Raw genomic sequence first — 18,651 nt, 5'->3', positions numbered from 1 at the left:
CGGTCTCAGCTGTGCGCGAACTCGGCGATGTTGGTCTGGAAGCCGATCTGAGTGCCGAGATTCTTGATCGGATCCTTCATCGTCTCCTGCCAGATCAGCGATTCCTGCGCGATCATCAGGGGATGGTCCTGGATGGTCAGCGAATAGAAGCCGTCGGGACCGGACGCGTGGTTGTGGATCGCCCAGCCCGGCGCCGAGAGCATCAGGTCGCCGGCCTTCCATTCGAGCTTGTCGCCACTCACCGTGCTGCGCCCCGAGCCTCCGAACCAATAGTTGATCGCCGCCGAACTGTGGCGGTGCGGACGATCGACGATTCCGCCGGGATAGGAGGCGATCGACGCGAAGAAGCTGTGCGTCGTGCCGTTGCGCCGCTCGGTGGCCGGATTGTAGAGGATATAGAGGCGGCGGCCGGTATAGCCGTCGCCGATCATGCGGACATTGGCGAGCTTCGGCTCGACAACGCGCCACGGCCACACCAGCGCCTCGTTGGTCACCGTGTCCGGATCAACGAGATGTTCATAGGGCATCAGGAAGGCGCCGTCGTCGATCGGGACGATCGGTGCGCTGTCCTTAGCGCGCGGCCCGGCACTGCCCTCTTTGAGCGACCGGAACCAGTTCTCCTCCTCGCCGATCGCATCCGCCTGCTCGGCATAGAACACCATCAGTTTCTCGAGCATTGGCCGGTTGGAGAAGGTCAGCCGCGCTTGCAGGTCGGACCCATGGTTGGTGTAGACCACCGGATGCATCGACGGCGTGTTCCAGACGTCGCGCTCGACGAAGTCGATCGTCTTGCCGCCGATCCGGGCATGGCCCTCGCCGCGGATGTTCATCGTCACCGAGGCTCCATTGGACCGGCGGACGACGGTGCTTTCCCCCGGCTTGAGCACCTCGATCCGCGCATCGATGCCGGGCGCGAGGCCGAGCCCCGGAGCGGTGGCAAGCGGGTGGACCAGATTGACCGATCGAACGCCGTTGTCGGGCCGCGCCTCATCGGCAAGGCGCTCGATCTCGCCCTCGATCTCTTCGCGGCGAATGATGACGGAAGGCCAGGTTTCCGGCGCTTCGGGTTTCTCACCAGTGACATCAATCAGTCTCGCACGGCCGTCCATCGCACCATCTCCTCTCATATTTCCATAGGCGCGGCGGTCGCCGCGCGCCATTTCGGCATTACCCTGCTGGGCTGATCGATGATCAGACCCACGCCGCGATCCTTGGCCCGTTCGTGGGCCATCGTCGCGACCGCCAAGTCGGACAGGCCGCTGCCCATCGGCTTGAAGAAGGTGAAGGCGGATCCCGCCGGGCGGGTGACGCCGTCGCGCAATATCGCGCCGAGCGGACGCACACCGCTCCAGCCGTCCGCGCCCTCGCCGAAATGGTCGCGCAACTCGCGCGAGCCGCGCTGGGCATTACCGAGGCTGTCGACCACGACGAGGCCGCTGCCCCGCAACACGTCGCGATGGCATTCCGCCTGGGCCGGCAGGATCGCGCCCGCCGCGATCACCAGCGCGCCGGGCGCGAGCATCCCGGCCGTGAGGAAGGGCTCGCTCGACCGCGTGATGAGCGTGACCAGCGGCACGCCGTCGACCGCAGCCTCGATCGTCGGACTGTCGATCACCTCGATGCCGAACGCTTCCCGCGCCCGCTGCACGAAGGCGGCGCGGGGTTCGGCACGACGGCTGAACACCCGCAGGCGCCGGATCGGCCGCACCGTGGTGACGGCGGCGACCTGGGTCAGCGCCTGCGCGCCGGTGCCGATGATCGCCATCTCGTCGGCCTCCGGCGGAGCCAGGAGATCGGCGCCCAGCCCGGACACGGCCGAGGTGCGGATCTGGCCGAGCGTGGCCGCCTCGAGCACGGAGAGCAAACGGCCGTTGCGCATGTCGAACAGTGCGTAGATGGCGGTCGCGCCCGCGGCGGTATGCGCCCAGGTCTTGAAGCCGGCGAAATGCTCGTTCGGCATCATCGAGCCGAGCGCGTGCATCGCGCCGCCCTCCCAGGTGCCCAGCGCCTTGTCGACCGTCCTGGCAATGCCGTCGGCCTCCTCGACGAAGCCCACGCGCAGCGCCGCCATCGCGTCATTGATGTCGACAAGGTCCGCGACCTGCGTCTCGGTCAGCCAGCGCAGCGGACCACGTACCGGGGCTGCGCTCACCGTGCGGCCTCCGCTCCGGTGGAGTCTTCGCCGACGACCGCATTGCGCAGCAGGCCCACGCCTTCGATCTCGACCTCCACCACGTCGCCGACGCGCAGCCATTTGGGCGGGTCCCGAAAAAGGCCGACGCCATCGGGCGTGCCGGTGGAGATCACATCGCCGGGCAGCAGTTCCGTGAAGCGGGTTATGTAGGCGATCAGCGCGGGCACGCCGAAGATCAGCTGCGAAACGCTCTCGTCCTGCACGACCTCGCCATTCACCCGCGTCACCAGGGTCAGCTCCGACGGATCGGAGACCTCGTCGGTGGTAGTCAGCCAAGGCCCAACGGCGCCGCTGCGCAGGAAATTCTTGCCTGCCGTCGCCTGCCTGGCGTGGTTCTGGAAGTCGCGCACCGAATTCTCGGCGAAGCAGCTATAGCCGGCGACGTAGGACATCGCGTCCGCCTCCAACACCCGCCAAGCGCGGCGGCCGATGATCACGGCAAGCTCGCCCTCATAGTCGAACTGTTCGGAGTCGGACGGAGCCAGCACCGGCTCGCCATGGCCGACCTGGCTCGATGCGAACCGCACGAACAGCGAGGGATGCTCCGGGATCGGCGTGCCGGTTTCGGTCAGGTGGCCGCGATAATTGAAGCCGACGCACAGGATCTTGTCGGCGTCCGGGATCGGAGGGAGGAAGCGGACCTGGTCTGCGGCCACGACGGTGCCCTTCGCATCGCGCAGCGTGTCGATCCTACCCTCGGCCAGCAGCGTGCGAAGACTGGTCCCCATTTCGGGCGGCAGGAGGACGAGATCGCCCCCGTGCTCGCGCGCCAGGCGCTGCTGTCCGTCGTAAAGGCATGTGGCCAGCCGCATCCGATCCTCGTCCCATTGTTTCTCGAACGCAGATTAGGGCGGCGGCGGCGGCCATGAACAGGCGGTGCGATTGCAATTCTGTCTTTCCGTTCTGGAAAGCCGGAACTCAGAACCGACGCATAAATGGAAATTCATCGCCCTCGCAGATCGGCGATGCGGATGGTGCGGACCTGATCTTTTCCAATTTGGAATGCGATCCCTGCCCGGAGGAAATTGCTCAATTGCGCCAGCCTCTGCACTGTCCGGGGAACATAACCGGTGATAACCGACGAGAGGTCATATGCTGAAAAGCTGGAAGGACGATCCCCGCGCTGCGACGAATCCGCTGTTCGGGGATAATAAACTGAAACTGGGGCTGTTCGGGCTCAACGGGATCGGCATCAGCATGACGAACGTGCCGGAGGCGCCCAACGCCCGCTGGTCCGAATCGGTTGCGGTGTCGAAGCTCGCCGACGCGGCCGGCTTCGAGGCGAACGTCCCCTATGCCCGCTGGCGCGGCTATCATCCCGAGGATCCCACGCATCGCAGCGGGCTCGCCATGGATCCCTATACCTGGGCGGCTGCTACCAGCCAGGCCACCGAGCGAGGCGGCGTGTTCGCGACGTCGCACGTGCCCACCATCCACCCGATCGCCGCCGCCAAGCAATGTGCCACGATCGACCAGATCTCCGGCGGGCGTTTCGGCCTCAACGTCGTCGCGGGCTGGAACAAGCCCGAGCTCGACATGTTCGGTGCCGCCATGCGCGAGCATGACGACCGCTACGATCAGGCCGCCGAGTGGATCGAGATCGTCCGTCGCCTGTGGAGCGAGGACGACGAGTTCGACTATGAGGGCCGCTATTACCAGATCAACAAGGCGGTAAGCTTCCCCAAGCCGCTCCAGCGCCCCTTTCCGCCGATCATGAATGCCGGCGGCTCCGATCGCGGCCGGCTGTTCGCGGCCAAATATGCGGACATGGCCTTCGTCATCGTCAAGTCGGAGGAACCCGAAGCGATCCGCGCCGAAGTCGATCTCTACCGCACGACCGCGCGCGAGGAGTTCGGCCGCGACATCCAAGTATGGACCTATGCCTATGTCGTCCAGCGCGACACCGAGGCCGAGGCACGCGATTATCTGAAGCATTATGCCGTCGACCATGGCGACGATCGCGCGCTGGACGGCTGGATGGAGCTACAGGGCATGCACACCAAGCTGATGCCCAAGGACGTGATGGAACAGCTCCGCTTCCGCTTCAAGGCGGGCAATGGCGGCTTCGAGCTGGTCGGCACCCCGGACCGGATCACCGCGCGGCTCGAAATGCTCTCTTCGGCCGGCATCGACGGCGTGCTGCTGGGCTGGGTGGGGTTCGAGGACGGCATGCGCCGCTGGATCGACGGCGTCTCGCCGCTGCTTGTACAGGCAGGCCTGCGCGGCTGAGGAGATCGTCATGTCGCTTTCTCCCTCCCTGATCGAGACGCTGGCGTCGCGCCTCCACGAAGCCGAAAAGAGCCGGACCCAGATCGGACAATTCTCGCTCGCGCATCCCGAGATGACGATCGAAGACGCCTATGCGATCCAGCACGCGTGGATCCGGCAGAAAATCGATGGCGGCCGCCGGAGCATCGGCCACAAGATCGGCCTCACCAGCCGCGCCATGCAGCGCGCCGTCAACATCACCGAGCCCGATTATGGTGTGCTGCTCGACGACATGTTGTTCCATGACGGACAGACCATCCCGATCGAGCGGTTCATCGAGCCGCGAATCGAGGTGGAACTCGCCTTCATCCTGCGCGAGGCGCTCGAAGGCCCCGGCTGCACGATCTTCGACGTGCTGAACGCCACCGACTATGTCGTCCCCGCGGTCGAGATCATCGACGCCCGCATCCAGCGAATCGATCCCGAGACCGGCACGACGCGAAATGTCCTCGACACCATCTCCGACAATGCCGCCGATGCCGGCATCGTCCTGGGCGGGCGGCCGGTGAGGCCCGATGCGATCGACCTGCGCTGGGTCTCGGCGGTGCTTTACCAGAATGGCGCGATCGAGGATTCGGGCGTGGCCGCCGCGGTGCTGAACCATCCCGCCAACGGCCCGGCCTGGCTCGCCAACCGGCTCGCGCGCTTCGACGTGAAGCTCGCGGCCGGCGAAATCATCCTCGGCGGATCGTTCACCGCACCGCTGTTCGTGAAGCCCGGGGACAGCTTCCATGTCGACTATGGCCCGCTGGGTTCGATCGGAATGCGGTTCGCATGAACCCCTTCAAGGAAGCAGTGGCCGCCGGCCGCCCACAGATCGGATTGTGGCAGGCGCTCGCCAGCCCCTATACCGCCGAGATCTGCGCGGGCGCCGGTTTCGACTGGCTGCTGATCGACGCCGAGCATGGCCCGAACGACCTCCCGCTCGTCCTCCAGCAGCTTCAGGCGGTCGCGGCCTCGCCGGTCGAACCGGTCGTGCGGCTGCCCGTGGGCGATCCCGTCCTCATCAAGCAATATCTCGACCTGGGCGCGCGCAGCCTGCTCATCCCCATGGTGGAGAGCAACGACCAGGCGGCGCGCATGGTCGCCGCCACGCGCTATCCGCCCGAGGGCATCCGCGGGGTCGGCTCGGCGATCGGCCGCGCCAGCCGCTGGAACAGGACGCCGGGCTATCTGCACCAGGCACAGCAGGAGATCTGCCTGATGGTCCAGATCGAGAGCGTCGCCGGTCTCGACCAGCTCGAGGCGATCGCGGCCACGCCCGGCATCGACGGCGTGTTCGTCGGGCCGTCCGACCTCGCTGCGGCGCTGGGCCATCTCGGCGACCCCGGTCATGCCGAGGTGCAGCAGGCCATTGAGGATGCGATCGCACGGCTGAAGGCACGGGACATGCCGTCCGGCATGCTGATCGCCGACGAGAGGCTGGCGCGCCGTTACCTGGAGCTTGGGGCGTGCTTCGTCGCGGTTGGGACCGATGTCACCATTCTGGCGCGGGGCGCCGAGGCGCTCGCCAGGCGTTTCGGCGCGGGGGGCGCAGCACTGGCATCACCGGTCGATAAGACCTCCGTCTACTGACGCCTGGCTCGCCGCGGGCGCCGCGCCCCGGTCCTCCTCCAAGATCCGCTTGGCGAGGATGCGCCGGGCGCGGATGCCGCCGGCATCGGTCGGAAGGATCACAGGGCGCATTTTGAGCAGGTCGCGGTCCCGAACCCGCGCCTGCTGCGCCTCGAGGATCGGCTTGTCCTGTTCGCCGAAACCGATCCGCTGCCATTCGCGGACCCGCTCGTCGACCTCCGGATCGCCGACACCATAGTCCCGGCTGTGCGCGTAGAAATAGTGGCAGGCGCCCGGACGCTCGGGCGTGACCAGATGCGCGCTGTCATTGCCCATGAGATAGGCTTCGGGCTTGGCGGGCTCAGTCACCCGCGCGGTGAGCTTGACCAGCGAAGGCACGCTCCAGCGCGTTTCCATGGTGACGTCGATCTGCTTCTCCGCATCCATAATGCCGGCGAAGAATGGCGCGGGACGGCCATTGGGAAAGGTGATCGCGCGGAAGACGTCTTCGCCTTCCTGCCAGGTCCGATGTTCCAGACGCGGATAGGCTTCCGAGGCCTGATAGTCGCGGTGGACGAACTGCACATGGGTCAGGTCGGTGAGATTGTCGATCGCGAGCTGATAGTCGGCATGGGCATAGGTATAGCCGGTGACCGTGGCGCGGGCGGGATCGGTCAGGAAACCGAAGTCGGGGATCAGCTCAGGATCGGCCTGGCCCGGTTCCCCCGTCCACACCCAGATCGCGTCATGGCGTTCCGCGACCGGGTAGACCCGCACCCGGGCGGCCTCGGGCGGATCGCCCAGGGGATTGAGGACGCACCGCCCCGAGCCGTCGAACCGAAGGCCGTGATAGGCGCATTCGAGCACGCCGTCGGCCACGCCGCCGCGGCTGAGCGGCACGAAGCGGTGCGGGCACATGTCCTCGAGGCCGACCAGCCCGTCCTTGCCCCGGTAGACGACGATCGGCAGCTCGATGATCGTGCGGCCGAGCGGCGCGGCGCCGATTTCGTCCGCCCAGGCGAAGACGTACCAGCAATTGCGGAGATAGGCCTGCGCGCTCATTCCTGCACCGTCTCCGCCGCCCGGGCGGCGGCGCCAGCGCCAGCGCGGAAGGAAGAGCCGACATGCTCCGCGGGAAGGCGTCCGTCGGTGCTGGGGAAGAATTTCTCGCGCATTGAACCCTGCCGATAGGCGGTCTTGTAGGCACCCCGGTTTTGAAGCTCGGGCACGACCAGGTCGACGAACGCGGTCAGCCCGCCCGGCTCGACGGTGCGGACGAGGTTGAAACCGTCGATATCGGCCTCGTCACGCCAGCGGATCATCTCATCGCAGACCTCGTCGACCGAGCCCACGAAAAAGGCCTCGCGTCCACCGACCTTCGCGAAGGCGCCAAGATCGCGGACCTTCCATTCGCGGCCGCCGCTCTCCTTGGTCATCGCCTCCATGATCGACTGGATGGCATTGCTCTCGACATAGGTAATGGGATCGTCGGGGGCATATTTCGACAGGTCGATGCCCAACCATTGCGAGAACATGGCGAGATTGCCGGTCTCGTCGCTGTAGCGGGCGATGTCGGCCTCGATCTCGCGCGCTTCGGCGCTGGTCTCGGCGACGATGACGGTCGCGGCGTTGAAGACCTTCAGGCTGTCCGGCCGGCGGCCGGCTTTCACCGCTTCCTCGCGATAGGCCTGAACCGTCTTCTTCGCGAACGCGATGCTGTTGGTCGACATGAACGTCGCCTCGGCATGGCGTCCGGCAAAGACCCGCCCGCGCGTCGAGGCGCCTGCCGCGTAGATCAGCGGGGTCCGCTGCGGCGACGGTTCGGCGAGATGGATGCCCTCGCAGTCATAATGGGCGCCATGGTGGCGGACGGCGTGCACCCTGGACGGATCGGCGAAGACACGCGCGGCCCTGTCCCTCACCGCCGCACCGTCCTCCCAGCTTCCTTCCCAGAGCTTGTACATCAGCTCCATATATTCGTCGGCGATGTCGTAGCGGGCGTCGTGCCCAGTCTGCTTCCCGGCGCCGACCGCCTTGGCGGTGCTTTGTAGAATGCCGGTGACGACGTTCCAGGCGACACGCCCCTTGGTAAGATGATCGAGGGTCGAAAAGCGGCGCGCCAGCAGATAGGGCGTTTCATAGGTGGTGTTGCCGGTGATGCCGAAGGAGAGATTCTTCGTCACCGCCGCCATCGCCGAGACCAGCATCATCGGGTCGTTGTTCGGCAGCATCGTGCCGGATCGGAGTGCCGCGTCCGGCGTGCCGCCATAGGCATCGTTGGCGCCGAGGATGTCGGCCAGGAACACGCAGTCGATCAGGCCCCGTTCGCACAGCTTTGCCAGGTCGGTCCAGAAATCGAGATCATTGTAATCGAGACCGTTGGAAGCCGGATGCGCCCACAGCCCCGCCCAAGACTGGGTCGGAGCCGCCATCGAAAATGCATTGATGGCGATTTCCTTCGCTTCCGGCACGCGCCTCTCCTTTTTCGCTTTTCCGCTCGGGAAAGGATCATGGACCGAAGAGACCTTGCGGGCAGGCAGATTCTGCGTTCCCGAGGCTCAAAGCATTTTTTCCAGTTCGGAATTTGCTTTCGCGCGAGGAGCGGGGAGTATCGGCCAGACGCCCGGGATATCCGGCGCTGCCGAGGAGAGGTCCATGATCGAAGCCGCAAGCACCGTACAAGGCCGCCTGTCGGGTATTCGATCGCGCAGTGGCAGCGCTTTCCTTGGCATTCCCTATGCCGCGCCCCCGGTCGGGCCGCTGCGCTGGCGGCCCCCGCAGGCGCCGCCGACATGGCAGGGCGTTCGCGCCGCCGACCGCTTTTCGCCGGTCGCGCGGCAACCGCTTCCGGCGTCCAACTCACTCTATTTTCCAGGCGACCTGCCGCAAAGCGAGGACTGCCTCACGCTCAACGTCTGGACCAATGCCGAAAGCCGCTCCGAGCGCCGTCCGGTCATGGTCTGGTTCCATCTCGGCGCCTTCATCTTCGGCTCTTCGCGCGTGCCCGCCAAGCCGGACGGCCCTCCGGTGTTCGACGGTTCGCACTTGGCCGAAATGGGCGCCGTGGTGGTGACGGTGAATTATCGGCTCAACCGGCTCGGCTTCCTCGCCCATCCATGGCTCACCGCCGAAAGCGAGCATGGCGCGTCAGGCAATTACGGCTTCATGGACCAGGTCGCGGCGCTGCGCTGGGTGCGCGACAATATCGCAGAATTCGGCGGCGATCCGGACAATGTCACGATCTTCGGCGTTTCGGCGGGGTCGGCGAGCTGTTCGCTGCACATCGCCTCCCCGCTGTCCCGCGGCCTGTTCCAGCGCGCGATCGCCAGCAGCGGCGGGTTCATGGCGCCCGCCGCGAAGGACAGCGGCGTGTTCGACCGGCTGCTGACGCTCGAGGCGGCGGAGAAGCGCGGTACCGCGCTGACAGACGCGCTGCAGGTCGGCGATCTCGACGCGCTGCGCCAGCTGTCCTTCGAGGATATCCTGATGGCGCCAGTCCCGCCGACACCAGGCCCCTGGGTGATGGACGCGCTGGGCGGCAGCTTCGGCGAAGGCGTGTCCGACACGCAATATCCGATCGTCGACGGCTATGCCCTTCCCGACAGCCCGGGCACGATCATCGCCGCAGGGCGGCACAATGATGTCGGCCTCCTCACCGGCTCGACCCTCGACGACGATACCGGCCTGCCGGGCATCGAGACGCTGGCGGAGTACGAGGCCTATGTCCGCGGCGACATGGGCTCGCTGGCCGACGACGCCCTTGCGGTCTACGCCGCGAACGACGACGCCTCCGCTTATGCCGCGAGCGGCGACATGATCGCCGACAGGGTGTTCGGCTGGAACAATTGGAGCATGGCGCGCGGCCTTGCGGCCAACGGCAGCAAGCCCGTCTTCTATTATGACTGGACCCAGATACTGCCGATCCCGGACATCTATATCGAGCGCCGTCGCGGCGCCGCGCACGGCGCCGAAATGCCTTATGTCTTCGGCACGCTCGCCGCCTATGACTGGCCATGGGCGGATGCCGATGCGACGCTGTCCGACATCGTCTCGCGCTACTGGTTCAACTTCGCCAAGACCGGGGATCCGAACGGCGAAGGCCTGCCCACCTGGCCCGCCTTCGAGGGCGAGGACGGCCCCGCCATGCAGATGGCGCACGCGCCGGAGGCGGATGTCCCGACGCGCCGCGACCGCTTCGCGATCCTCGACCGATATTACGGCCGCTAGAGGGCGTTTAGCCTTCCAGGGCGACGAGGCGGCGGATCGACCGTTCCGGCCGCAGCGTCGCCCAGGATATGATGCCGCCGATCAGCGTGACGGCCGCGAGTACCAGGAAGGCGCGATCCCAGCCCAGATCGCCCTGGACCAGGGCGCCCGTCACCAGCGGCGACGGGATCGCGGACAGCGTCACGATCGAGAAGATGATCGTCACCAACCGGTTGCGATGTGCCGTCGGCGACACCTCGCTCAGCATCGCCGCGCCGAGCGTGAAGATCACCAGCGGCAAGGCGGTCCCGATCGTGACGAGCACGACCGCGAGATGCGCGTCCGTCGCCATTGCCGCGCCGATGAAGGCGGCTGCGCTGATCAACAGGCACGATGCCATCACGATGCCGCGCGCGGCGCGTGACGTCGCGCCGGCGCGGAGCATGCGCTGCGACCCGAAGGCGATCAGCAACAGCAGCAACGCCTGGACCAGATAGATGGCCGACAGCACCCAGCCGGATTCGATCAGGCCCAGGCCGAGCCGATTGCGTACGAACAGGGGCAGCCACGCCACCGTGAAGCCGACCACCCAATAGGCCGCGAAGCCGGCCACGAAATTGCCGATGACAGACGGGTCGGCCCAGAGATCGCGCTGACGGATAGGGCTGGAAGACCCGGTGGCGGGTCCCACCTCTCGATGCGCGGCTTCCGGGCCATCCGCCGAGAAGCGCAGCCAGAGGACCAGGATCACGAAACCGGCGGCACTGCACGCCAGGAACGCCGCACGCCAGCCGAAGCCGGCGATGATATAGCTCAGGATCGGCGCGGCGAGCAGCGATCCCACCTGCGATCCGAACAGCGACAGCGCGGTCGGCATGTTGCGCTCGGCCGGCGCAAACCATTCATGGCACGCATTGATCGATGTCGGCGTACCGGGCCCCTCGCCCATGCCGAGGATAACGCGTCCCGCGATCAGCGTCGTGAAACTCGCCGACACCAGCACGGGCAATTGTGCGAGCGACCATATCACCAGCAGCACCGCCATGATCGACCGCGGCTTGAAGCGGGGCGCAGCGAAGAGCGCGACGAGAACGCCGGTGACCGCGTAAAGGCTGAAGAAGGCGCTGGCGACCAGCCCATAGCGTTCGGACGTCAGATCCAGCTCGGCCATGATCGACGTGGCCGCCACGCCGACCACGGTCTTGTCGAAATAGTTGAGCATCTGCGCGAGGAACAGCAGGAACACGATCAGCCACGCCGTCCTGCGCGATTGCGCGGCCGTCCGGCCCTGCATGTCGGTCACATCGCTTCTCCCCGAAAACAGTCCGGCCGCCGCCTGCATGAAACATGCGGACGGCGGCCGAAACGGGTGGGACCGGAGTCCCCGCCCCGCGGTCAGGACATCAGAACTTAGTGCCGATCTCGACGCCGAAGGTCCGCGGCGGGGATACCGCGCCATGGACCGGCGAACCCAGGATCGGCGTCGAGACCTGGCCGCTGGTCCAGGTGTCCTTGTTGCTGATGTTGCGGGCATAGGCGGTCACGTGCCAGCCAGCGTTGCTGGTGTAGGTCAGGAAGGCGTTCTGCTTCACATAGCCCGACTGGGAAATCATCTCGACATTGTCGGGCGTGAAGTAGACGCGGGTGGTGAACTCCAGCTCGCCGCGCAGCGACAAATTGCCGTTCGGCATGTCCCAATTGTAGGTCGCCGCGGTGTGGCCGCTGAAGGTCGGCGCGTTGTTGAGCTTGCGGCCGCTGAAGTCGATCACGCCCAAGGCGGGCAAGGCGCCCGCCGTCGGAGAGCAAATGCCGGCCGGCGTCTGGAACGCCACCTGAACCGACGACGGTCCGCAATATTCCCGATAGCGGGCGTGCAGATAGGAGGCCGCGACGTCGAGCTGGAAGTTGTTCGTCGGCGCGAATGTCACCTCGGCCTCACCGCCGTAGATGCGGGCGGTGGCGGCGTTGGTGGTGAAGACCGACGAGCCGATGACCTGGGCGACCTGAAGATTTGAATAATCATAGTAGAAGCCGCCCAGGTTGATGCGCAGCCGATTGTCGAGGAGCGTGGTCTTGATGCCCGCCTCATAGTCGGTAAGCTTCTCGGGCTTGAACGGCGGAGCCACCGCGGTGACGTCATATCCGCCCGATTTGAAACCCTTCGAATAGGTCGCATAGACCAGGGTGCGCGGATCGACCTGATACTGGATGCCGAACTTCGGGGTGGTTGACGAGAAGGTCGTCGAGTCCCGATAGCTGACCGCGGGCTGCGGTGTCTGCGGCGTCCAGGGGGCGGTCAGGCTGAAGCTGTTGTTGAGCGCCGCGCTCTTCTTCTCATGGCTGTAGCGGATGCCGGCGGTCAGCGTCAGGCCGTCGGTGGCTTCGTAGGACAGCTGGCCGAACGCCGCCTTGGCGGTCGTCTTCAGCGTGCCGCCGATCTCGACAAAATCGACATAATAGTCCTGGTCAGCGGGGATGGGCGGTATGCCGAAGATGGGTCCGAAGAACCGCTGGAGGGCGGAATATTTGAACGGCGACACACCCGGGTTTGAGGCGTCCTTCTCATGGAAATAATAGACGCCCCCGGTCGCATGGAGACGGTCGGTGTTATAATGGAACTGCAGTTCCTCGCTGAACTGCTTCGCCGGCTCGCCCGCGACGTAGAAGCCGTTCGCGGTGCTGCCATCGTCGAGCGGAGTGAAGGTCCGCGAATCCTGGTCGCGATAGCCGGTGATCGACTTCACGCCGAACGGGCCGCTCGTCCATTCGAGGATGCCGGTGACCGCCGAGGTGCGCAGGCGGAATGCCGAATCCAGTGGCGTGACGGTGTTCTGGCGATCGGTGGTGACGAAGCCGCCCTGCAGCAGCGACAGGATCGGCTGGCCGCTCGTCCCGGGCAGCGGGATCAGGCCGGCCGAGCCTTGATAGTGAAGCGCCGCGCCGCGATCGCTCTCCTTGAAATATTCGCCGATGATCGTCGCCTTGAAGTCCGGCGTCGGTTCGAACACCAGCGTGCCGCGAATGCCGCGCGCGTCCTTGTCGGCTACCTCGTTGCCGGTGGTCTCGTTGCGGCCATAGCCATTATGCTTGTCGATGAAACCGGCGACGCGGATACCCACCGTCTCTCCGAGCGGACCGCCGACGGCGGCCTCGGCATTCACCGCGGCATAGTTGCCGACGGTGAGCCGCCCATAGCCCGACCAGCTGTCGGTCGGCCGGGTCGTCGTCATGTTGATGGCGCCGGCGGTCGCGTTGCGTCCAAACAGCGTGCCCTGCGGTCCGCGCAGCACTTCGAGCGACGACAGGTCATACAGGCCCGTCAGTTGCGCGATCGGGCGCGAAACATAGACATCGTTCAGGTTGAGTGCGACGGCGCTGTCGGCGCCAGGCACGAAGTTTGCGATGCCGATGCCGCGGATGGTGATCTGGGCATAGCCGTCGGTTTCGCCCATCTGCATGCCGGGCACGAGGCTCTTCACGTCGATCAGGGTGCGAATCTGGGCCTTGCGCATCGAATCGCCGCTCAGCGCGGTGATCGAAATCGGCGTCTTCTGCAGATTGGTGGCGCGCTTCTCGGCGGTGACCACGATCTCCTGCAGCCCCCCCACGCCGATATCGGCGGCATCTGCTGCCGGCGCGGCGTCGGACACGGCCTGCGCATGAGCGGCGCTGATCGCCATCGTCGACGAAGCGGCCATGAAGCAGACAGCCGCCATCGTTCTGAAAGAAGCCACAGGCATCCCAGTTCTCCCGGATAATATGCGCGGTAATCCGCGCTTTTGTTGAGATCAGGACGGAGACGACTTCTCCACCGCGATCGGTTTATTCTTCGCTTTTAACGCCAGCGAAGCAGTGCGAAACAGTCACTTCGAGCAAATTGTCTTTTCCAATGTGGCAAGCGCAAGCGGCCCCTACTCGATACAGCCCACTCAATGTGCGAGCGCGAAACCACTGACCGATGTGAACGCGTTTTCGGGTGCGATCCCGGTGTGCACTGCGGTCAGACAGGACGGACAGAAGTATTGCTGCAGCGTCACCGGCTCGTCGATGAACTGGTCGGGCGTGGCGCGCATGCTCGGCCCCGCCGCCCGGCTGTCGATCGAGAGGCTCGCCAGATGGAGATGCTGTTGATCGTCGCTGAGCTGCTGGCCGCAATGGCGGCAGGTGACGATGCCGCCATCCTCGCTCTTGATAAGGAGATTGTCGTCGAGCAGATGGCCATGCCCCTGATGACGGACGTCGGGAAGCCCGGCCGGCGCCACCGATGCGCTGCGCCGCTCGGCCCGTATCGTGTCGCGGCGCCGACTGGTGCCCACCGCATCCACGGCCCCTGCGGGATCGAACAACACGCCGTAGAGCAGGCGCGCGCCTTCGATGCTGACGAGACCGTCCTCGACATCCTCGGCCACCGCCTGCGGCTCGCGCAGCAGGGGATCGCCATAGCCGCCGCCGCCCTGGCAGTTCAGATACAGCAGATCGCCGGGCTCGAGCATGGTTTCCGCGAAGCATTGGGTCGCCTCCGCGGTGCCGGGCAGTCCCTCCAGGCTGGTCGGCATCCGCCCCGCCTTGAAGCTGTCGGTTACGCCCGCGCCGTGGACGATCACGTCATAGCCGAGGCCGCCGGGATAACCGCCCGCGAGGCCGGGGCTCTGCGCGGTCGCCTTGCCGGACGACGCCAGCCCCACCGACGCCGGGATCGACGTGCCATGCGGGGTCAGCGCGATGGCGGAGCTTGCCCCGCCGCGCTGGCGCCCGGCGCCGCCGGTGTCGACCTCTTCGCGGCGCCACAGAACCAGCAGCGGATAGAGAAGTTCGGTGATCTCCGCATCGGGCACCCGGCCCATGGGAATGCAGAACAGGCCGCCGGTGCTGATGCCGTCCTGCGCGGTGCGCGCGCCATAGCCGCCCGCGACGCTCTCCATCACCACGTTGATGAACGGGGTCGGCTGCTCGTGGCGCTCGTCGATGCCGGCGATGCACGCGAAATTATAGGTTCCGCAGCAGCTCGCCTGTACATTCTTGCGCAGTTCGACGCTGCGGTCGAGCATCTGCGACAGGGTCTGCGAGACGAGATTGCCGATCGTCCAGCCGGTGCCCAGCGGCGCGCGGTTTACGGCCGCGGGGAAGGTGGCGTTGGCGAGCGTTCCCTCCGGCGCGATGATATCGAAGCAGCGCATCAGGCCGCCCACCGACCAGGGAATGTCGCCGGCCAGCATCGGCAGGAAGGCGAGCATGATGCCGCCACGGCAGCCGCCATAGGTGCAATTGATCACCCCGGCCTGCTGGTCGGTCCCGGTGAAATCGAAGAGGAGGCTGTCCCCCGTCTTGGTCATGGAGAGCTGTACGCGGTGCGAGACGCGATCGCCCTCATACGCCTGGTCCTGATAGCCGGTCGCGGTCCAGGTGCCGTCGGGTGCCTGGCGCAGCTTCTCGCGCAGCCGCTGCTCGGCGTCATTCATCATCCGCTTCATGACGGCCTTCACGACATCGGGGCCATATTGCTCGATGACGGCGAGAAGGCGCTTGCGGCCGATATTGTTGGCCCCAACCTTGGCGCGCAGATCCAGGCCGATGATCATCGGAACGCGCGAGCGTCGAATCCACACGTCCATCACGTCGCGCTGAAGCTCACCGTTGCGGACGATCTTGACCGGCGGGGTGGGAAGCGATTCGGAGAAGACGTCGACATTGCCGATAGGATGCGAACCGATCACCGAACCGCCGAGATCGGGTTGGTGACAGATCGCGCTGGTCCAGGCGAAGAGTTCGCCGTTGTAGAAGACCGGCTGGTAGACCAGCACATCGTTCTGATGAAGTCCCCCACCGACCCACGGATCATTGGTGAGGAACATGTCCCCTTCCTCGATCCCGGGATTCTCGGCGCGGTTCTGCAGCGTCCAGGTAAGCGCGAGGTCGATCGCGCCGACCAGCATGGTGTTGTAGAGGCCGACCTGGACCTGCTGGCCCATCTCATCGTTGATCGTGAAGTCGAAGTCGTTCGCGTCGGTGACGATCGGCGAACCCGACATGCGCTTGAGCGTCTCGCCCATCTCGTCGGTGACCGACCAGAGGCGATGGCGCACCACCTCATAGGTCAATGGATCGAGCGCATCGATCTGCTCCTGGGTCACGCTGTGGACCTTGAGCTTCGGTGGAAGCGAGCGGCGGAGCACCTCCGGATCGATCGGACGGCTGGCGAAGATTTCCGAACCGGGGATCATCAGGCAACACTCCTCTGCGTCGGAAGCTGGACGACGTTGCTTCGCGTCTGGATGCGTAGATTGCCGAACCGATCGATCTCCCCACGCATGCCGCCGGGGATCACGACCGACGTCGTTGGAACCTGGATGACCGCCGGTCCGTGGATGATGTGGCCGGCGCGAAGCTTGCGATAATCGTAGACGGGCGTGGTCACGAAGCCCTTGCGGCCGTCGAGGCAGACCGGGCGCTCGACGAGCAGCGCCGACGACGGGTCCTCGGAGGGCGCCGCCTCGAGTTCCTCGAAGTCGGGATCGACCTTGAGCACGCCGACGCCACGGACGCGGAAGGTGATACCATGGACGCCGGCCTCGCGAAAACCAGAGCCTTCGCCATAGAGCCGCGCATAGCGGCGTTCGAACTCCTCGACGCTTCCGGCCAGCGCGACATTGTCCAGCGTCCCGGACGCGACCGGGGTGGTGACCTCGCCCATCTGCAGGCCATAGCGCATGTCGAGTTCGCGGTGCAGCTCGACCCGGTCGAGCGGGATGCCCTGACGCTTCATGGCACCGAGCACTTCGGCTTCGAGCCGTTCGAAATTGGCCTGGACGCGCACGGGATCATAGGGCGCGGTCATCGGGTCGGAATGTTCGCGCACCAGCACGATGTCGGAAACCGCCAGACCGAAGGCCGAGAAGGCCGACGCCACCGGACCCAGTGGCACCACGACCTCCAGCACGCCGACCTCGGCCGCATAGGCCGCGCAGTGGGCCGGGCCGGCGCCGCCGAAGGCGTAGATGGTGAAGTCGCGCGGATCATAGCCGCTTTCGACGACGATCTTGCGCAGCAGGTCGCCCGTCTGGGCGTTCTGCACCGCGTAGATCGCGGCGGCCGCCTCCTCGACGGTCAACCCCAGCGGTTCCGCGATCCGGCTCCGTATCGCCTCGATGGCGAGATTCTTGCGGATCGGGCGCAGTCCGCCCAGCAGACCGGTCTCGGGCAGGATGCCGAGGACGAGGTTCGCGTCGGTGTTGGTCGGCTCGGTGCCGCCAGCGCCATAGCAAGCCGGCCCTGGCACGGCCTGCGCGGAGGACGGACCGACATGGAGGTTGCCACCGCTGTCGAGCCAGGCGATGGCACCGCCACCCGAGCCGATAGCCTCGACGCGAAGCGAAGGGACGTTCACCGGATGCTGATTCACGATCGTCTCGGACGAACGGACCGGCTCACCGTCGACGATCAGCCCCGCCAGGAAGGTGGTGCCGCCGACATCGGTGGCGATCACATTCTTGTGGCCAAGCTGCCCGGCGAGCTGGACGCAACCCACCACGCCACCCGTCAGCACCCCGCCGATGGTGGTGATCGCGGACGCCGCGGCCTCGCTCGCCGCGATCGCGCCGCCGGAACTCTGCATGACGAGCAGCGATCCCTTGAGGCCTCTGTCGCGAAGCTTCCCCTCCAGTTCGGAGAGATAGAGTGCCAGGCCCGGGCCAATCTGCGTGCTCATGATCGTGGTCGAATGGCGCGCGAACTCGCGGATGCGCGGCGACACTTCGGACGACAGCGCGACGTAGATGTCGGGGTCTTCCTCGCGGATGATCTCGCGCAGCCGCTGTTCGTGGACGGGATTGCGGAACGCCCAGAGCAGCGATACGGCGATCGCGCGCACGCCCTGCGCCAGGATGTCGCGAACGACCTGTCGCGCCTGGTCCTCGTCGAGCGTCACCACGACCGAGCCCGCCCGATCGATCCGCTCGACCACCTCGCGCGCCAGCCGACGCGGCACGATGCCGCGCGGCTTGGACTGGCGCATGATGTCCTGGACCTCATGCTGCGGCTTGCCGAGATAGCGGCCCTCGACGTTCATGATGTAGATCGAATCCCGGTGGCCCATCGTTGTTATGAAGCCGACGTCGGGCACCTTGCGCATCACCAGCGCATTCAGGGACGAAGTTGTCCCGTGCGAAATATAGTCGGTATCGGCGAGCAGCGCCTCGGTCGACAGTCCGAGCTCCTTCGCAAGGATCTCGACCGCCGCGACCACCCCTTCGCCATAATCCGGGGGCGTGGAGGGCGTCTTGGCGGACACCATGCCGCCGTCGTGTCCAATTGCGACGGCATCGGTGAACGTGCCTCCCACATCGATGCCGATCACATGGCCCATTACCGAATCTCTCCAAGTCCGAGTCTTGTTATCGACTCTGATGTCGATAAATTGACGAATACGTTGA

Annotated in this window: 13 protein-coding genes; 4 read left to right on the top strand and 9 right to left on the bottom strand. The window is 65.9% G+C overall.

Annotated features, from left to right (window positions below):
* Positions 1-5: 5 nt before the first annotated feature.
* From ASE22_RS14795 to ASE22_RS14785, 3 genes are read right to left on the bottom strand one after another with little or no spacing between them, the layout of a single operon-like run.
* A complete protein-coding gene (locus tag ASE22_RS14795) occupies positions 6-1,109 on the bottom strand; it encodes a hypothetical protein (RefSeq protein WP_056361327.1) in 1,104 nt (367 codons plus the stop codon).
* A gap of 14 nt (positions 1,110-1,123) precedes the next feature.
* Entirely contained in the window at positions 1,124-2,152 is a 1,029-nt protein-coding gene (locus tag ASE22_RS14790) for an ornithine cyclodeaminase family protein (RefSeq protein WP_235536369.1), read from the bottom strand.
* Positions 2,149-3,006, bottom strand: coding sequence for a fumarylacetoacetate hydrolase family protein (locus ASE22_RS14785; protein WP_056360830.1), 858 nt, complete (start codon positions 3,004-3,006; stop codon positions 2,149-2,151). The genes ASE22_RS14790 and ASE22_RS14785 overlap by 4 nt, the downstream gene beginning before the upstream one ends.
* A 280-nt stretch (positions 3,007-3,286) precedes the next feature.
* On the opposite strand from ASE22_RS14785, the gene ASE22_RS14780 reads away from it, so the two are divergent.
* The 3 genes from ASE22_RS14780 to hpaI are packed head-to-tail and all read left to right on the top strand — an operon-like array spanning position 3,287 to position 6,037.
* Positions 3,287-4,423 carry an LLM class flavin-dependent oxidoreductase gene (locus ASE22_RS14780; RefSeq protein ID WP_235536368.1) on the top strand — a complete coding sequence of 379 codons (1,137 nt, stop codon included), beginning with the start codon at positions 3,287-3,289 and terminating at the stop codon, positions 4,421-4,423.
* A 10-nt stretch (positions 4,424-4,433) separates the two neighbouring features.
* Positions 4,434-5,240 (top strand): 2-oxo-hept-4-ene-1,7-dioate hydratase, encoded by an 807-nt coding sequence (hpaH, locus tag ASE22_RS14775; RefSeq protein WP_056361319.1) that lies wholly within the window; start codon positions 4,434-4,436, stop codon positions 5,238-5,240.
* Positions 5,237-6,037, top strand: coding sequence for a 4-hydroxy-2-oxoheptanedioate aldolase (gene hpaI, locus ASE22_RS14770; RefSeq protein ID WP_056360827.1), 801 nt, complete (start codon positions 5,237-5,239; stop codon positions 6,035-6,037). Before hpaH ends, hpaI begins: the two co-directional genes overlap by 4 nt.
* Here hpaI and ASE22_RS14765 read toward each other — a convergent pair.
* Together ASE22_RS14765 and ASE22_RS14760 are read right to left on the bottom strand one after the other, a co-directional pair.
* The gene (locus tag ASE22_RS14765) at positions 6,008-7,078 is read right to left on the bottom strand and encodes an aromatic ring-hydroxylating dioxygenase subunit alpha (RefSeq protein WP_056360825.1); all 1,071 of its coding nucleotides are present in this window, start codon (positions 7,076-7,078) and stop codon (positions 6,008-6,010) included. The two genes, hpaI and ASE22_RS14765, sit on opposite strands and share 30 nt — an antisense overlap.
* On the bottom strand, positions 7,075-8,487 hold the full coding sequence (locus tag ASE22_RS14760; protein ID WP_200933181.1) for an LLM class flavin-dependent oxidoreductase: 1,413 nt from the start codon (positions 8,485-8,487) through the stop codon (positions 7,075-7,077). The genes ASE22_RS14765 and ASE22_RS14760 overlap by 4 nt, the downstream gene beginning before the upstream one ends.
* A 184-nt stretch (positions 8,488-8,671) precedes the next feature.
* Between ASE22_RS14760 and ASE22_RS14755 the strand changes: the two genes are divergently transcribed.
* Positions 8,672-10,243, top strand: coding sequence for a carboxylesterase/lipase family protein (locus ASE22_RS14755; protein ID WP_056360822.1), 1,572 nt, complete (start codon positions 8,672-8,674; stop codon positions 10,241-10,243).
* 7 nt (positions 10,244-10,250) lie between these two features.
* Here the strand turns inward: ASE22_RS14755 and ASE22_RS14750 are convergent, their stop codons facing one another.
* The 4 genes from ASE22_RS14750 to ASE22_RS14735 form a co-directional block, all read right to left on the bottom strand.
* The gene (locus ASE22_RS14750; RefSeq protein WP_235536378.1) at positions 10,251-11,516 is read right to left on the bottom strand and encodes an MFS transporter; all 1,266 of its coding nucleotides are present in this window, start codon (positions 11,514-11,516) and stop codon (positions 10,251-10,253) included.
* Between the two features lie 109 nt (positions 11,517-11,625).
* On the bottom strand, positions 11,626-13,938 hold the full coding sequence (locus tag ASE22_RS14745; RefSeq protein WP_056550064.1) for a TonB-dependent receptor: 2,313 nt from the start codon (positions 13,936-13,938) through the stop codon (positions 11,626-11,628).
* A 213-nt stretch (positions 13,939-14,151) separates the two neighbouring features.
* Positions 14,152-16,443: a hydantoinase B/oxoprolinase family protein gene (locus tag ASE22_RS14740; RefSeq protein ID WP_056360814.1), complete on the bottom strand. Its 2,292-nt coding sequence runs from the start codon at positions 16,441-16,443 to the stop codon at positions 14,152-14,154.
* Positions 16,443-18,584, bottom strand: a complete 2,142-nt coding sequence (locus tag ASE22_RS14735) for a hydantoinase/oxoprolinase family protein (protein WP_056360811.1) — start codon at positions 18,582-18,584, stop codon at positions 16,443-16,445. Before ASE22_RS14735 ends, ASE22_RS14740 begins: the two co-directional genes overlap by 1 nt.
* Between the last annotated feature and the right edge of the window lie 67 nt (positions 18,585-18,651).

The sequence above is a fragment of the Sphingomonas sp. Root720 genome (assembly GCF_001428605.1).
Lineage (GTDB): Bacteria > Pseudomonadota > Alphaproteobacteria > Sphingomonadales > Sphingomonadaceae > Rhizorhabdus.
Note: the sequence above shows the minus strand (reverse complement) of the source record. Positions and strands in the feature narration are given on the sequence as shown.

Bases quoted from the DNA above. Each gene is read 5' to 3' on its own strand.
- hpaI (WP_056360827.1), top strand. From the start codon at position 5,237: ATGAACCCCTTCAAGGAAGCAGTGGCCGCCGGCCGCCCACAGATCGGA.
- ASE22_RS14765 (WP_056360825.1), bottom strand. From the start codon at position 7,078: ATGAGCGCGCAGGCCTATCTCCGCAATTGCTGGTACGTCTTCGCCTGG.
- ASE22_RS14785 (WP_056360830.1), bottom strand. From the start codon at position 3,006: ATGCGGCTGGCCACATGCCTTTACGACGGACAGCAGCGCCTGGCGCGC.
- hpaH (WP_056361319.1), top strand. From the start codon at position 4,434: ATGTCGCTTTCTCCCTCCCTGATCGAGACGCTGGCGTCGCGCCTCCAC.
- ASE22_RS14735 (WP_056360811.1), bottom strand. From the start codon at position 18,584: ATGGGCCATGTGATCGGCATCGATGTGGGAGGCACGTTCACCGATGCC.
- ASE22_RS14755 (WP_056360822.1), top strand. From the start codon at position 8,672: ATGATCGAAGCCGCAAGCACCGTACAAGGCCGCCTGTCGGGTATTCGA.
- ASE22_RS14740 (WP_056360814.1), bottom strand. From the start codon at position 16,443: ATGATCCCCGGTTCGGAAATCTTCGCCAGCCGTCCGATCGATCCGGAG.
- ASE22_RS14795 (WP_056361327.1), bottom strand. From the start codon at position 1,109: ATGGACGGCCGTGCGAGACTGATTGATGTCACTGGTGAGAAACCCGAA.
- ASE22_RS14750 (WP_235536378.1), bottom strand. From the start codon at position 11,516: ATGCAGGGCCGGACGGCCGCGCAATCGCGCAGGACGGCGTGGCTGATC.
- ASE22_RS14745 (WP_056550064.1), bottom strand. From the start codon at position 13,938: ATGGCGGCTGTCTGCTTCATGGCCGCTTCGTCGACGATGGCGATCAGC.
- ASE22_RS14780 (WP_235536368.1), top strand. From the start codon at position 3,287: ATGCTGAAAAGCTGGAAGGACGATCCCCGCGCTGCGACGAATCCGCTG.